This is a genomic window from Halotia branconii CENA392 (assembly GCF_029953635.1).
GTDB lineage: Bacteria > Cyanobacteriota > Cyanobacteriia > Cyanobacteriales > Nostocaceae > Halotia > Halotia branconii.
In genome coordinates this window covers 140556-155093 of the sequence record NZ_CP124543.1, presented here as the reverse complement: position 1 = coordinate 155093, position 14538 = coordinate 140556, and the positions used below count along the sequence as shown (strand labels likewise).

15 protein-coding genes and 1 pseudogene are annotated in these 14538 nt (G+C 40.2%); 8 read left to right on the top strand and 8 right to left on the bottom strand.

Annotated elements, in window-relative coordinates; all coding sequences use genetic code 11:
• The first annotated feature begins 187 nt into the window (after positions 1-187).
• The 4 genes from QI031_RS00760 (at position 188) to QI031_RS00745 (ending at position 2897) form a co-directional block, all read left to right on the top strand.
• Positions 188-931 carry a tetratricopeptide repeat protein gene (locus QI031_RS00760; RefSeq protein ID WP_281483339.1) on the top strand — a complete coding sequence of 248 codons (744 nt, stop codon included), beginning with the start codon at positions 188-190 and terminating at the stop codon, positions 929-931.
• 60 nt (positions 932-991) lie between these two features.
• A complete protein-coding gene (locus tag QI031_RS00755) occupies positions 992-1189 on the top strand; it encodes a hypothetical protein (protein WP_281483338.1) in 198 nt (65 codons plus the stop codon).
• A gap of 90 nt (positions 1190-1279) precedes the next feature.
• Positions 1280-1918: a histidine phosphatase family protein gene (locus QI031_RS00750; RefSeq protein WP_281483337.1), complete on the top strand. Its 639-nt coding sequence runs from the start codon at positions 1280-1282 to the stop codon at positions 1916-1918.
• A gap of 100 nt (positions 1919-2018) precedes the next feature.
• Positions 2019-2897: an SDR family oxidoreductase gene (locus QI031_RS00745; protein WP_281483336.1), complete on the top strand. Its 879-nt coding sequence runs from the start codon at positions 2019-2021 to the stop codon at positions 2895-2897.
• On the opposite strand, the gene QI031_RS00740 is transcribed toward QI031_RS00745, so the two are convergent.
• From QI031_RS00740 to QI031_RS00725, 4 genes are all read right to left on the bottom strand, one after another.
• Positions 2894-4954: a ribonuclease catalytic domain-containing protein gene (locus tag QI031_RS00740; protein ID WP_281483335.1), complete on the bottom strand. Its 2061-nt coding sequence runs from the start codon at positions 4952-4954 to the stop codon at positions 2894-2896. The genes QI031_RS00745 and QI031_RS00740 overlap by 4 nt on opposite strands.
• 217 nt (positions 4955-5171) lie before the next feature.
• Positions 5172-5387, bottom strand: a complete 216-nt coding sequence (rpsR, locus tag QI031_RS00735) for a 30S ribosomal protein S18 (RefSeq protein ID WP_214439325.1) — start codon at positions 5385-5387, stop codon at positions 5172-5174.
• 3 nt (positions 5388-5390) lie between these two features.
• Positions 5391-5585, bottom strand: coding sequence for a 50S ribosomal protein L33 (gene rpmG, locus QI031_RS00730; RefSeq protein ID WP_281483334.1), 195 nt, complete (start codon positions 5583-5585; stop codon positions 5391-5393).
• A 46-nt stretch (positions 5586-5631) separates the two neighbouring features.
• Positions 5632-6189 (bottom strand): RDD family protein, encoded by a 558-nt coding sequence (locus QI031_RS00725; protein ID WP_281483333.1) that lies wholly within the window; start codon positions 6187-6189, stop codon positions 5632-5634.
• A gap of 393 nt (positions 6190-6582) precedes the next feature.
• On the opposite strand from QI031_RS00725, the gene QI031_RS00720 reads away from it, so the two are divergent.
• Positions 6583-6966 (top strand): DUF4346 domain-containing protein, encoded by a 384-nt coding sequence (locus tag QI031_RS00720; RefSeq protein WP_281483332.1) that lies wholly within the window; start codon positions 6583-6585, stop codon positions 6964-6966.
• Between the two features lie 43 nt (positions 6967-7009).
• Here QI031_RS00720 and psb32 read toward each other — a convergent pair whose 3' ends face one another.
• Positions 7010-7747 carry a photosystem II repair protein Psb32 gene (gene psb32, locus QI031_RS00715; RefSeq protein ID WP_281483331.1) on the bottom strand — a complete coding sequence of 246 codons (738 nt, stop codon included), beginning with the start codon at positions 7745-7747 and terminating at the stop codon, positions 7010-7012.
• Between the two features lie 105 nt (positions 7748-7852).
• Between psb32 and surE the strand changes: the two genes are divergently transcribed.
• Complete coding sequence (surE, locus tag QI031_RS00710) at positions 7853-8533, top strand: 5'/3'-nucleotidase SurE (protein ID WP_281483330.1); 681 nt, start codon at positions 7853-7855, stop codon at positions 8531-8533.
• Between the two features lie 223 nt (positions 8534-8756).
• On the opposite strand, the gene QI031_RS00705 is transcribed toward surE, so the two are convergent.
• Positions 8757-9053 (bottom strand): hypothetical protein, encoded by a 297-nt coding sequence (locus QI031_RS00705; RefSeq protein WP_281483329.1) that lies wholly within the window; start codon positions 9051-9053, stop codon positions 8757-8759.
• A 765-nt stretch (positions 9054-9818) separates the two neighbouring features.
• Here QI031_RS00705 and QI031_RS00700 point away from each other — a divergent pair.
• Entirely contained in the window at positions 9819-10496 is a 678-nt protein-coding gene (locus QI031_RS00700) for a sugar transferase (RefSeq protein WP_281483328.1), read from the top strand.
• A gap of 63 nt (positions 10497-10559) precedes the next feature.
• On the opposite strand, the gene QI031_RS00695 is transcribed toward QI031_RS00700, so the two are convergent.
• Positions 10560-11219, bottom strand: a complete 660-nt coding sequence (locus QI031_RS00695) for a HupE/UreJ family protein (RefSeq protein WP_281483327.1) — start codon at positions 11217-11219, stop codon at positions 10560-10562.
• 154 nt (positions 11220-11373) lie between these two features.
• On the opposite strand from QI031_RS00695, the pseudogene QI031_RS00690 reads away from it, so the two are divergent.
• Positions 11374-12434, top strand: a pseudogene (locus tag QI031_RS00690) (IS630 family transposase).
• Between the two features lie 206 nt (positions 12435-12640).
• Here the strand turns inward: QI031_RS00690 and QI031_RS00685 are convergent.
• A complete protein-coding gene (locus tag QI031_RS00685; RefSeq protein ID WP_281483326.1) occupies positions 12641-14392 on the bottom strand; it encodes an ABC transporter ATP-binding protein in 1752 nt (583 codons plus the stop codon).
• Positions 14393-14538 lie beyond the last annotated feature (146 nt).

Sequence of the window (14538 nt, the reverse complement as noted above, 5' to 3'; positions counted from 1 at the left end):
AAAACTTATATTTACAATACCTAAATATATTAGGATATTAGACACAATATATTAATATATTTAATACCTTTAGTAAATCTAACTAATATAAAACTAAAAATTAATTTAAAAAAAAGTAGGATTTTTGATATTATGATAAAAAGTCAACGTTTTTTCAACATTGTATTAGGACTTCTGTAGGTACAGCATGGTCTTATGGCGCTGCCTCGTTGCCTCTGGCTTTATTACTTTATTCACCTTCGGTTGTGGTTATGAGGCAAACTCATCAACAGAAAATACCAAGCAAGTAGTGCAGGAAATCAATGTTACTCAACTACTGACAGAAGCAAAGGCTAACCAAAAAGCCCAAGACTTATTTTATCAGGCTGATCAACTATTAGACAAACAACGCTACCAAGACGCTATTAATGCATACGACAAGGTAATCGCGATTCAACCTGAGAGTGCAGAAGCTTGGATTAACCGAGGCAACGCCCTGGCATCATTGCAAAAATATCAAGAAGCCTTAAAATCTTACAATAAAGCGATCGCCATTAAACCAGACAAAGATGAAGCTTGGTATAACCAAGGCAATGCTCTAGCATCATTGCAAAAATATCAAGAAGCCTTAGAATCTTACAACAAAGCGATCGCCATCAAACCAGACAAGTATGCAGCTTGGATTAATCGAGGCATTGCCCTGACAAAATTGCAAAGATACCAAGAAGCGCTGATATCATACGACAAAGCGATCGCCATCAAGCCAAGTAAAGATGAAGCCTACTACAATAAAGCTTGCACTTATGCTTTGCAAAGCAATACAAAACTAGCACTTGAAAACCTGCACAAGTCTATGCAAATGGTTCCTGGTAAATACCAAAAGTTAGCAAAAACTGATCCAGATTTTAATAAAGTGCGTAGTGACAAGCGGTTTCAGGAATTGATTAATTAGTTTTCAATGTCAGGCGATCGCTGTTTGATTTTCAAGTAGCAAGTTATCATGTTTTGGGCGATGAGGTGGCCGCTGATACCGTTTCACTTTAAAGTTGATACATTTGGGCAAGCAGGGGAAGCAGAGGAAGCAGAGGAAGCAGGGGAAGCAGGGGGAGTAAGAAAAGTAATTTGTATCTGTAATTTAGTGAAATGGTATGAAACCGCTACTTCTGTCTTCGATTTCAAAAGTTTGTGGTTGATTGACTTTTTTGGTTAATTACTTTGTGCTGGTGTCACATAACCGACTGCTAAATTGATGGTATTTTATTTTTGCACAAACTTCTTGATCCTAATCGCAATACAAGCTATGACACTCAATTTATATTTACTGCGACATGGAGAAACTACTTTTAGTCAAAGTGGTAATTTTTGCGGTGAAACCGATGCGGAGTTGACAACAGAAGGGATGCAGATGGCAGAGAGTTTTGCCGATGTCTATCAAAAATTGCAGTGGGAAGCTGTTTATGTTAGCCCAATGAAGCGCACAATGGCAACTGCCAAGCCATTTTGTGATGCTATTGGTATGGATATGCAGTTGCGTGACGGACTTAGAGAAGGTAGTTACGGCGAATGGGAAAGTAAGAGTAAATCGTTTGTCCAAAAGAACTATGCAGAAAACTATGTAAAATGGTTGACAGAACCCGCTTGGAATGCACCTCTAGGTGGAGAAACTGCGGTAGATATTGCTAACCGTTCTATGCCTGTAATTGCTGAAATTCAAGAAAAACATCCCCAAGGTAATGTTTTAGTAGTTTCCCATAAAGCCACGATTCGGATTATGCTTTGCAGTTTACTGGGAATTGATTTAGGACGCTATCGCTATCGAGTAAATATTTTGGTCGCGTCGGTAAGTATGATGAAATTTGATGTTAACGGCCCTTTGTTAGAAATACTAGGCGATCGCCATCATATACCCGATTATATTCGCTCTCGTCCGGGAACATAAATAGTCCCTACTAGTAATTCGTAATTCGTAATTCGTAATTTATGATGCAAGCCCCTAACTACAATTAAAATATGTAAAAAGCTACGTTGCTTAATTGAACATGAAAAAACTATTAATCACTGGAGCTAGTGGTTTTTTAGGATGGCATATTTGCGAACTAGCAAAGCAAAAATGGGAAGTTTATGGCACTTATTCTTCCCATGAATTAGAAATTTCTGGCATCAAATTACTAAAAGTTGATTTGACAAATTATCAACAACTCAAGGACATATTTAGTGATATTGCCCCAGCAGCAGTTATTCATACAGCGGCACAATCACAACCAAATTTTTGTCAAACCCATCCCCAAGAATCACACATAATTAATGTGACAACATCCTGCAATATTGCTGGACTTTGTGCAGATTACACAGTTCCTTGTGCTTTTACATCAACTGACTTAGTTTTTAATGGTTTAAATGCTCCTTATCAAGAAACAGATTCTATATGTCCTGTCAATATTTATGGTGAGCAAAAAGTCATGGCTGAGATAGGTATGCTAGAGCGATATCCTCAAACAGCAGTATGTCGAATGCCATTAATGTTTGGTGCAAAAACCCCTACAGCTAAAAGCTTTATTCAACCATTTATTCAAACTTTACAGGCAGGAAAAGAACTAAGTTTATTTATAGATGAATTTCGCACGCCAGTTAATGCAGTAACTGCGGCAAAAGGACTATTATTAGCATTAGAAAAAGTCAACGGTTATATTCATCTGGGAGGGAAAGAGCGAATTTCTCGTTATGATTTTGGGCAGTTACTAACCGAAGTATTTCAACTCCCCACCACTGGACTTAAATCCTGCCGACAAGCAGATGTGAAAATGGCAGCGCCCAGACCAGCCGATGTTTCTTTAAATAGTTCTAAAGCTTTTGCTTTAGGTTATCAGCCGTTATCTTTAAAACAGGAATTGCAAACATTATTCAGAACTTATATTTAATTTGTAGCTGTATGAGCTTCTTGATAAATTATTTCTTGAAATTGAATAAAATCTTTTTGCGGGTCGGCAAAGCTAACTTTTACTAATATCTGTTCACCCAACCTCACCAAACGTTTGAACATCATTGGTAATTGCAAGCCTAAGTCTTCTAACAGAATTAGTGTCAAATTGCTGTCTTCCCGCAACCACATTAAGACTGTTACATGCCAAACTTGCTCAGGATGGCGGCGCAGATACTCTAAAGCCCAATATCTATTAGTTTGCCGTTCCACCATTACTAATTCTTGGGTAGTGCTGGTGACACTCATCATCACTTCTTTGAGTTGTTCGGCTGAAAATGGCAGAACTTCGCCTCGTAAGTGGGCTTTAAGTTGAAAATGGGTGAGTAAGTCACTATAACGGCGAATAGGAGAAGTTGCCTGTGTATAGGTATCCAAACCTAAACCGGCATGACGCACGGGAGTAATGCTCATTTCACTTTTGGGCATACAGCGACGCATCGCACAAGCACGCACAAACCCTGCTGGTAACTGAAGCAATTCTTCTTCTGGGGGTAATTCTGGCTGCGGCTGACCCCGAAATGGCAGAGGTATATTATGAGTTTGACCGTAGCGAGCTGCTACTTCACCAGCCAAAATCATCATTTCCGCTACTAGTTGCCGCGAGGAAGAATCATCTAAAATGTCAATGTCAATATTGTCGTCTTTGACTTTGATCATCGCCTCCGGCATATTAATGCTGATGGCTCCTTGATTGTAGCGCCAAGATTTGCGCTGTCTTGCCCAATTGGCGATCGCTTCTATTTCTGGTTCTGCTTGTACACCCAATTGCAACATCTCATCTACATCTTCGTAGGTGAGGCGATAAGTTGGCTTAATCAAACTAGGATGAATGCAATAATCTTCTACTGCCCCATTTTGATCTAGAACAACCCCAAAGCTCAAGGCACAACAAACTTGCCCTTGAACTAAACTCATCGGCCCAGTTGCCAATACTTCGGGGAACATGGGAATCATCCCAGTAGGCAAATAAACTGTACTTCCCCGCTTCCTCGCTTCTAAATCTAAATCATCTTCTGGCATTAACCACCGGGTAGGATCAGCAATGTGTACCCACAAGCGCTGTCGTCCATCAGGGAGTAATTCCCAACTCAGACCATCATCGATTTCAGTGGTGCTTTCATCATCAATTGTGTAAACCTTCAAATGATTCAAATCTAGGCGATTTGCATCTAAGTCAGCTGGTGGAAAATCCAAACGCTGTTGCGCCACTTCTAATACCTTGTGAGGAAACTGAACCGGAATTGACGAACGACGCAAGAACAAGTTTTCATGGACATTCCACCAACCTAGGTCTATCAATAATTGCAAGGCTCCTTGGGGAGTTGCAGGACGGCCTAGCATGGTCATAGTCTCTAAGACTGAGGTTGACGGAGGATAGGCACGACCTAGAGAGTCAAAATTTACTCCTATTTTCACAACATCCGCCAACAGTGCTGCGTATTTTTCCAGTCCTTCTAAGCGCTGGCGATCGTGACGCTGCCATTCTACCGTTTCACCTTGCAGGGCTTGCTCTACACGAGCTAAAAATTCCTGCTGTCCCTTCGCCTTGAGAGCTTCTACTTCTATTTGGTGTTTGCGTTCTGCCACCTGAGCCGCAGTTCGTGGTTCGTAAGCGTCTCCTTTTTGCTTGAAATAGAATTTATCATCTGATAACAAGCAATGTGCGGCATAACAAGGAGCAGGGTCTGATTGAGAAAACAACAGATTTGCCATTTCGGCAGGTGTAACTGTTTCCCCGTCTTCTACTAGTAATTCCCAGGCTACTTCTAAGCTTGATGGATCTAAATAAGGCTTGACCTGCTCTAAAAAGCTGACGATTTCAGAGGTTTTGTAGGCTTGTCCGTTAACTGTATAAGTAATTTGTCTCGGCGCGAGGCTATGGGATTGACTGCGTTCGTCTACCACAAACCAACGGGTTTTGCCATCTGGACGTTCTACTACACCCAGACGGCGATCGCCTTGAACCCGAAATTCAACTAGCGTCCCCTTCTCCACAACTCTCGCACTCTAGTAATTTTAAATTTTAGATTGAGGATTTTGGATTTAATATCGACTGATTAAATCCTGAATCCCAAGATTTTTTATGTCAAACCAATTTTAGACTTTATTACTCAGATTTGAGATTTTGGAATCAAAAAGACAAAGCTAATTGTTATTTAAAAGCAGCTTTTTCTATTAATCCAAAATCTGAAATCCCAAATCCAAAATTGTTTTAGCCTTCGGCATTAATAAAAGGCAATAAAGCCACAATCCGCGCACGTTTAATTGCTAATGTCAAGTCTCGCTGTTGTTTGCATGTAAGTCCTGTGATCCGACGCGGTAGTATCTTACCCCGTTCGGTGACAAACTTACGTAACAAATCAACATCCTTATAATCAATTGGGTCTCCTGGCTTAATTGGAGACAGACGACGACGGTAATAGCTCATCTTTTACTTAATTTCCTTGTGAACGGTATGTTTATTGCAGTGGGTGCAGAACTTTTTCAGTTCTAGGCGGTTAGTTGTATTGCGACGGTTCTTAGTACTAGTGTACCGTGAAACACCAGCAGAACGCTTGTCTAGATTAGTGCGACACTCAGTACATTCCAGTGTCACTATTATGCGAACACCTTTACTCTTAGCCATAGATTTTTTACAAACAGTGAAGCTTGAGGAGAATTAACACAAATGACTATCTTCTCACATGACGACGCAAATTTTCAACTAATCGCTTAACTTTTATATCCAGCGAGTAGCCCCGACGCGACGAAACTAAGAAAGTTCCAGCATAGCGGTCATGCAAAGCTTGCCGCAGTTGATTGTCAGACAAGGCAGCACCACAGTCGATTGCCAGAGGAAGTACTAGCAGTATAGCAGTGGGATTGGCTCTAATATTGCTAAGGGCAATTGATACCAAAAGCGCACCAAAACCAATTATAGCTTCTCGCTTCAGCAGTGCCTGCAATTCTGGAATCCTACCCACTACTTGTCCATCTTCGACTTCTAGCACCTTTAGATCGAAAGCCCAACGCCCTAAACTTTGCCCTCGATTGTTATATACCACTACCACGCGCAGAATCAGCCAACAGATCATGAAAACTAGGATCTGAACAAATTGAATCCCAAAATTATTGCTGCCTAACAAGGAACTGATCAACCATACACCGAAGAAATCAAGCCCTAATGCCATACCTCGTCGCCCAATCTCAGCCTTGGGATAATGTTGTTGAGGAACTCGTTCGATGGTCATATCAAATTCAAGATTTTTATTTACGCTATGCGGGTCAATAGTCAGTTGTCAGTTGTCAGTGGTCAGCGATGCACTGAGCGTAGTCGAAGTGTGGTCAGTTGTCAGTGGTTGGGAAAGATATTGTTGCTGCTATTTTCAATATTAAAGTGATGCCTGAGGTAATTGCTGTGCTTTCAGGGAAGATTTGTAACGCAGAACATATACCAAATACTAACGATAGATGCTTTGTTCTTGATTTCCTTTGAGATTACTTTTAGTTTTAAGAGTTTATTATCGATAAGTATTGAATTAAAAGAAGTCACAAATATATTAAAAATATTAAGTAAGATAGGAATTACACTTGATATGGAGTGTAAAAACCCTGAAGAAAGAAATTTGCTTTTGAGAATGCTTATGGATTTAGTAGTTGAAGATTTGGCAGCAATTGATCACAAACTTTCTCAACGTCATATTGCTCTTGATCCTGGTGGATATTTCATCATCTACTTAGATCGAGAAGAGGGATTAATTTATGCCAAACATTTTACAAACGTAATTGACGATCGCGGTTTAGCCGTCGATCCAGAAACGGGAAAGGTAATTCCGGCGCGGGGAAAGGTAGAACGAACTAACACAACAATTTTTAGTGGGAGGACAGCAAAAGAACTTTGTGTGAAAATTTTTGAAGAAACTCAGCCCTGTTTAGTAACTCAGTTAGATCATGCGGCCTATTTAGGTCGAGAATTTATTCGAGCTGAGATGGCTTTGGTTACAGGGCAAGAGTATGTTCAAGATTAGCAAGAAGGTTGGAGTTTTATACTTCAACCTTCAACCTGTTTCATTACCCATCAGATGATGGTTGATTCACCTGATAGATGTAGTAAGTCGCCATCGGGATAATGGTGGCGGCAATTAATAATCCTATTACCCAAGCAGTGGCGTTACCCTGGTCGGTTTCTTCTGCTTTGGTAAATGTGCCTTCTACTTGTATATTATCGATGACTTCGGGTGGGCCAGGATCGGGTTGACCAGAAAGGACGGCGACTAAGCGATCGCTAGCATCTAAAAACGCCTGATTATATTTGTTACCATCCCGTAATGGCACACCCAATGTTTCATCAACTACGCTTTCGGCAATCGAGTCTGTCAACACAGACTTGATTTTATCGCCTGTGATGATAGCGCTGTTGTTGGCAATTGTCACTAGTACTAATAGTGTTTGATTAGCTTGGGCTTCTTTTGTTGGAAACCATTTTTCAAACAGTGCTTTAGTAAAACTTTCGGCTGTTTCTCCATAGTCGAGGCGGCGCACACTCACAAATCTGACTTCATTACCAGTTTTTTCAGCTAAATCTTCAAAGGAACTACTAATCTTGCCTTCATTGATGCGGCTAATAACGTCACCTTTATCTAGTACCCAGTTAGCATCGCTTACTGTTAGACCTGGCATTTGGTATACACCTATGGCTAATGCAGGTGTGGCAAACAGCGAAGAACCTAAAGCGATCGCTAACAGCGGTAAAATAAGCCGGATAAAGTGTTTTTTTATGCTAAGTAATTGGTTGAGGAGCTGTTTCATTGGAGATTTCGTTAAGACATACTTGCACCAAAAATACTACACAACCAATTTAAAAGGGAATAGGGAATAGGGAATAGAGAACACAGAAATCCCATAATAATTAATATGACTATTATCTTAACTAACGACGATGGAATTGATGCTCCTGGTATTCAAGCCTTGATTACAGCCATCAATGATAAAAAGACTATTATTGCCGCGCCTAAGCACCATCAATCGGGCTGTGGACATCGAGTCACCACTACGCAGCCAATTCATCTCCAACGGCGTTCTGAGATCGAATATGCGATCGCAGGTACTCCTGCTGATTGTGTGAGAATTGCCATAACGCAAATTTGTCCAGATACCAAATTTGTCTTGTCTGGCATTAACGCTGGCGGCAATTTAGGAGTCGATGCCTATATTTCTGGCACTGTTGCTGCTGTGCGAGAAGCAGCAATGCATGGTATTCCGGGAATTTCTATTTCTCATTACCGCAAAGCTAAACAAAATTTTGATTGGGATTTGGCTGCAAAATTAACTGCTAAAGTTTTAGCAGACCTACTCCAGCGTTCTCTCGAAGCAGGAAGCTTCTGGAATGTCAATCTGCCGCATCTACAACCAGGAGAAGAAAACCCAAAATTAGTATTTTGTCAGCCATGTACCAAACCTTTGCCAGTCAATTATCGCATTGACGGTGATAATTTTTATTATGTAGGCGAATACGGTAAACGCGATCGCACTCCTGGCAGCGATGTAGATGTCTGTTTTTCTGGTAATATCGCTATAACTCAGCTGAAGGTATGACCAGAAGAAGCAGAGGGGCAGGGGGCAGGGAGCAGGGAAACAAGGAGAGCAGCGCGGTAAGGTAGCGCGGTCTTGGGGGTTTCCCCCAGGAGCGACTGCCGCACCCCTTGTGGGTCTTGGGGTCTCCCCAAGTGGAGCGACTGCGGGAGACATTTCTTTCCCCAATTCTCCAATTCTCCTTGTCCCCAATTCCTCTTTCTCATGCCCCATGCCCTACATTTATTTAGTCCGTTCCTTCAATTAAGGATGTCAACCTGTCTAGAGTTTGTGTAAGTTTAGCTAGTTTTTTTAGTGAGTCATCCTGAGATTCAGCCAAGCTCTGGACAGCATCACACAATGCGAAAATTTGATAGCCTTGCTGCTGTACCTGCTTGCCTTGTGCTTCAACTTGCACACTCAAGTTTTCTAATCTTTCAGCAAGATGTTCAATTGTTTCAGTCGTAGAAATTACTGCTTCCCCGATTTGCTCAACAATGGATTCTAAACGACTAATTTTAACTTCGATTCCTACTGAAACCATATCTTATACTATCCCTAAATATAACGTCGCAAATCATCCTTAAATATTTAAATAAACTGATCGCCAAATATTAAGCTCATCCTATCTTTGAAAGGGACTGGATTTTGTGTCAGTGGTCAGTTGTCAGCGATGCACTGAGCGTAGTCGAAGTGTTGTCAGCTGTTTTTGCTACTTACCACACTTCGGCTAGCGGTAGTTGAGTTTCAACTTCACGGCAGTTGAGCGCAGTCGAAACTCAACTGCCGCGCACTTGTCCTGAGTTTAGCCTGAGCGCAGCCTCTCGTAGAGAAGGGCGTAGCTGAAGTACTATTACGGACACTCCTTGAAAAAGTGGGTTTTCCGTCGCCTTTTGATGATATAGAAGTTTTTTTTGCAACTCCTATCTACTATGCTGATTCTGCAAGATATGCTATCTTATGCTTTTTTTGGAAAAATCCCTCTTTAGAAGATGTTTTTCGTTGCTACTTGCATTCATACCAGATATTTTGTTGATTTTTCTAGCTTACGTAATCAGTTGGTAACAAATTTTTAAATAAAAGCATCCTTTTATGCATAAAAATTACATTTGACCATCCTCCAAACGATAGACTTGCTTTAGCTTTATCTTATCTTTACAATAACTTTGTAAAATATTATGATCCCCACTATCTAGATGAAGATCGAGTAAATATACCGTAAAACCTAATACTGTTAATAAAACTTAAGTCTATAGTCGAGGTGAAGCTTACGTAATTCTACCCTTGTCGCTCAATATTCGGCTAGAAAATGTATCAAACATCATTACAAAGTGTCTTTCAAGGTGCTACTTACAAAGCTTGGGAATTGGAATTTACACCTCATTCCTCGGTAAAGTCAAAGTTTAAACGTATTTTGGATATATTAGGAAGCTTGGTGGGGCTAGTAATTCTAGGTATCGTGTTTATACCTATAGCGATCGCTATCAAAATTGATAGCCCAGGTTCTATTTTCTTCACTCAAGAACGCTATGGACTCCAAGGACAACCCTTTGTGATTCGGAAGTTCCGTTCAATGGTTAGTGATGCGGAACAGTTAAAATCCTTAGTGGATAACGAAGCCAACGGGCTAATATTTAAAAACAAAAATGATTTTCGAGTTACGAAAGTAGGTCGTTTTTTGCGAAGCACTAGCTTAGATGAATTACCTCAGTTTTGGAATGTGCTTGTAGGTGAAATGAGTTTAGTCGGAACACGTCCACCTACCAAAGATGAAGTGATAAAATACACAAAACGTCACTGGCAACGTTTAAATGTCAAACCCGGATTAACTGGTGAATGGCAAGTTAACGGTCGCTCTCAAGTGAAAGATTTTGAACAAATAGTTGATTTAGACTTGCAGTATCAAAGTAATTGGCATCAATTTTACGATTTATTATTGATTGGAAAAACTTTCTACATCATCTTTGGACGTATCGGAGCTTTCTAACGACTTCACTGTTAATGGTATAAATAACTAAACTATTAACAGTGACATAACTAAATAATTGATTTAGTTGATTGAGTTTTTCAGAAACACAATTCCGATCGCACAGAAAGCGAAGCCGACAAAATAAATTATCCTTGTTAAAAATTCATTTATTTTATTTTGGCTGATTGAATTGCTAATTGTTTTAGCACTCATCACAACTGCATACTGAGTCAAGGTAACACCAAAAATATAAGCAAGCAATGGCATCATATCTAGCCCAACAATTGACTGACCATTGCTGTAACCTTGAAACAAACCAGCCATTATTCCTAATAATGCAACGATCAACCAGTGAAATTGATTTGGCATCAACAATATAACGCCAAAGGCAATGCTAGAAATAGCGATCGCTATTTCCGCACCTAGTAAATTGAACTGGTATAAATGCAGTACTGTTCCTAAGACTGTTGCTAAAATAAACCAGCTAGCAATCAAAGTACTATAAATCATCCTAGCCGAGAGGAACCCAACAGCAACAATGCTGGTTAAACGATCCAAGCCAATGACTGGATTAGCTATTCCCCACAATAAGCCTTCCCAGCAGTTAGATATGGCATGGTGAGATGGTAATCCACTCCATGAAGTCAATAAACTAATTAGAATTAAAGCAGCAATCGCTCTTATATGGCGGTGCTGTAAATCTTTAAGGGCAGTAGATCCTAATAATTTAATTTTAAACATCGCTAATGTCAGACTCGTTTTTTTTGGTACTTTATACTGCCCAAGTACCTTAAAAAACTAACATTATAATCGCTCTAGATTATGCCAATTTCATCAAGTTATATCATGTCCGGATAATCGCTTACGATAAAAGCAGGGAGCGCAAAGATGAGTCATGCCAAAACGAATTAGTGTAGCCAAACATTTAAGTATTGAAGAGCTAGAAAAACGTTATCGTCAAGCTAAAGATGGCATAGAAAGCCGTCAGTACCAGATTATTTGGTTAGTAGCACAAGGTAAAAAAACGGAAGAAGTAGAGGAAATAACAGGCTACAGCAAAACATGGATATACGGATTGGTAAAAAGATACAACGAATTTGGAGTGGGATACTTAGGCGATCGCAGGCAGTTAAACCAAGGTAAACAGCCTGTAGTGGATGATATGCAACAAGCACAGTTATGGCAGGCATTACAAGAGAAAGCACCAGATGGAGGGCTATGGAACGGTCGAAAGGTAGCAGACTGGCTAACTGAAGTCACAGGAAATCAGATCAGCCGACAGAGGGGATGGGAGATATTACGGCAGATGACTTTTAGACTCAGAGTACCTCGCCCGTCTCACACTAAAAGCGATCATTTTGAGCAAGAAGCCTGGAAAAAAAACTAGCGACACAAGTAAAACAACTCCAAACTATCTATCCAGATGCAGAAGTTCAGTTGTGGTGTGAAGATGAACATCGTTTAGGACTCAAACCGATTTTGCGACGAGTGTATGTACCTGAAGGAGAAACACCAATTGCTGATGTCCATTGGCGGTTTAAATGGTTATGGTTGTATGCTTTTGTACATCCCAAAACAGGAGAGAGCTATTGGTGGATTCTGCCTTACGTGAACACAGAATTGTTTAATCAGGTTTTGGCTGATTTTGCTCGTGAATTTGGATTAGGTAAAAATAAACACATTTTATTAGCTGTTGACCGTGCTGGCTGGCATACCAGTAAAAATTTACAGATTCCTGAAGGACTACATTTAACATTTTTGCCTTCTCACTCACCTGAGTTACAGCCGGCAGAAAGGTTGTGGACTTTGGTGGACGAACCAATCGCTAATCAATCGTTTAACTCACTCAATGATTTGGAGAATATTTTATTTCATCGCTGTCAGTCTTTACTTCAACAGCAAGATTTAATTCGTGGGTTAACTGGTTTTCATTGGTGGCTTCAGATTGGAGTTTAATCGTAAGTGATTATCCGGACATGATATTATGTGAAGGATTAATAACTGAATCTATAACCGTCAAGCAGATTTCATTGGATGGGAATCTGGAAAAATAATTCTGCACATACTTCAAATATTAATTATTCTCTGAAGATAATTTATCAATTAAATGTAATTAATAAATTACACGCACAAACCAACAATCATTCTGGCAATTCAAAATATTAACGAAGTAATTCTTCTACTTGGTGCTGACTCCACAAAGTTCTATATAGACCCTTTTGTTGTACAAGTTCTAAGTGATTTCCTATCTGAACAATTCTTCCTTTATCCATGACAAAAATCCGGTCAGCCGCCGCCGCCGCCGATAATTGATGCGTAATAAAAATTACAGTTTTTTTATCTGTATCCTTAGAAAGATTGTTCAGGATTTTGGTAGCAGTTTGGTTATCTACACTAGATAAAGCATCATCTAAAATTAATACTGGAGCATTGACTAACATTGCTCTAGCTAAAGCAGTGCGTTGTCGTTGTCCGCCTGAAAGAGTAATACCACGTTCGCCGACAATAGTTTCGTACTGCTGGGGAAAATTAGTAATTTCTGGGTGAATCTGGGCTACCTGGGCTGTAAACTCTACATCTTCTTGTTCTCTAACTGGATCACCGTAGCGGATATTATTCTTGATTGTAGTACTGAATAAAAAGCTATCTTGGGGGACATAGGCGATCGCACTGCGTAAATCTGCCAACGCTATCTTAGTAATATCCCACCCATCTAAAAACAACTGCCCTGATTCAATATCCAACAAGCGTGGTAAGGCATTCGCTAAAGTTGATTTTCCAGAACCAATTGCCCCCACAATAGCCACTAGTTCCCCAGGTGCGATCGTAAAATTGATATTTTCTAAAGCTGGGATACTGGAACCAGGGTAAGTGTAGCTGAGATTTTTAGCTTTTAGTTCCCCCTTTACATCACTCCTATGCAGATGAATGACATCGGCATGATCTTGAATTTTGGGCGTAACCGTAAGAATAGATTCTAAACGATCAATACTTACTTCACCTCGTTGATAGGCAGTAATCGTAAATCCTAAAAGTGTAGTGGGAAAAACCAGACGCTCTACATAAATTAACAGCGCTAAAAAGTCTCCAACTGCCAGCGTTCCAGAAGATATCCGTATTGTCCCTAGCCAAATTATAATCAACGAACTGACACTAGCTAGACCGCCAATCAGCGGAAACAAAATATTTCGGCTTTTTGCTAATTGCATGTTAGCCGTTAATAACTGCTGATTTCTTTGAGCAAAAGCTCGACGCTCGTTTTCTTCTTGGGCATAAATTTTAATTAGGGCAATGCCGCTAATATCTTCTTGAATCAGTTCACTAATATCAGAGATTTGCTCTTGTACTGCTGCTTGTTGTTGGCGTAAGTAATTGCTAAACAGATGCACTAACAAGAACATCAAAGGATATACGGCCAAAGAAGCTAATGTTAGATCCACACTAATTGCTAACATGACTGGCAATGTGAGGAGATAGGCAAAAAATGTATTCGCCAAACTTAACACGGCAAAACCCAAAAGCCGCCTGATATTGTCCACATCACTAGTAGCCCTGCTAATCAAATCGCCAGCTGTATTGGTGGCAAAATAAGCCGGTTCTAACTTGAGTAAGTGTTCAAAAATTCGTTGTTTGAGGTCAAATTCTACTTGACGACCTACCCCAAATAGCCAAATACGTGATGCCATACGTATTAGCAACATCGCTGAACTCAGCAAGATAATTTGTACTACGTAATGTAGCACTTGGTTTAAGCTGAAGTTTGTTGAAAGTTTATCAACGCAAGCGCGAATTAACCAGGGGATATAAACACCTAGTCCGTTTACAGACAACAGCGCGATAATGCCTAATGTTGCCTCCCGCCAATGGGGACGTAGGTAAGCAGCGAGTCTAGCAAGTCGTCGAGAGTTGGCCATTCAAGCAATTTCGCAACTGTATCATCCTAAACCAACAGATCATCAATCTATTTTTTATTTGAAGTTTAGTCCTTTACCTTACATAAAAAGTGTAACTTCTAACACCTTTGTTTTGTTTGGTTTTAGTCCTGAGTGGAGCCGAAGGG

Coding starts and splice junctions, on each gene's coding strand:
- QI031_RS00760 (WP_281483339.1), top strand. CDS start 188: ATGGTCTTATGGCGCTGCCTCGTTGCCTCTGGCTTTATTACTTTATTC.
- QI031_RS00755 (WP_281483338.1), top strand. CDS start 992: ATGAGGTGGCCGCTGATACCGTTTCACTTTAAAGTTGATACATTTGGG.
- QI031_RS00750 (WP_281483337.1), top strand. CDS start 1,280: ATGACACTCAATTTATATTTACTGCGACATGGAGAAACTACTTTTAGT.
- QI031_RS00745 (WP_281483336.1), top strand. CDS start 2,019: ATGAAAAAACTATTAATCACTGGAGCTAGTGGTTTTTTAGGATGGCAT.
- rpsR (WP_214439325.1), bottom strand. CDS start 5,387: ATGAGCTATTACCGTCGTCGTCTGTCTCCAATTAAGCCAGGAGACCCA.
- rpmG (WP_281483334.1), bottom strand. CDS start 5,585: ATGGCTAAGAGTAAAGGTGTTCGCATAATAGTGACACTGGAATGTACT.
- QI031_RS00725 (WP_281483333.1), bottom strand. CDS start 6,189: ATGACCATCGAACGAGTTCCTCAACAACATTATCCCAAGGCTGAGATT.
- QI031_RS00720 (WP_281483332.1), top strand. CDS start 6,583: ATGGATTTAGTAGTTGAAGATTTGGCAGCAATTGATCACAAACTTTCT.
- psb32 (WP_281483331.1), bottom strand. CDS start 7,747: ATGAAACAGCTCCTCAACCAATTACTTAGCATAAAAAAACACTTTATC.
- surE (WP_281483330.1), top strand. CDS start 7,853: ATGACTATTATCTTAACTAACGACGATGGAATTGATGCTCCTGGTATT.
- QI031_RS00705 (WP_281483329.1), bottom strand. CDS start 9,053: ATGGTTTCAGTAGGAATCGAAGTTAAAATTAGTCGTTTAGAATCCATT.
- QI031_RS00700 (WP_281483328.1), top strand. CDS start 9,819: ATGTATCAAACATCATTACAAAGTGTCTTTCAAGGTGCTACTTACAAA.
- QI031_RS00695 (WP_281483327.1), bottom strand. CDS start 11,219: ATGTTTAAAATTAAATTATTAGGATCTACTGCCCTTAAAGATTTACAG.
- QI031_RS00685 (WP_281483326.1), bottom strand. CDS start 14,392: ATGGCCAACTCTCGACGACTTGCTAGACTCGCTGCTTACCTACGTCCC.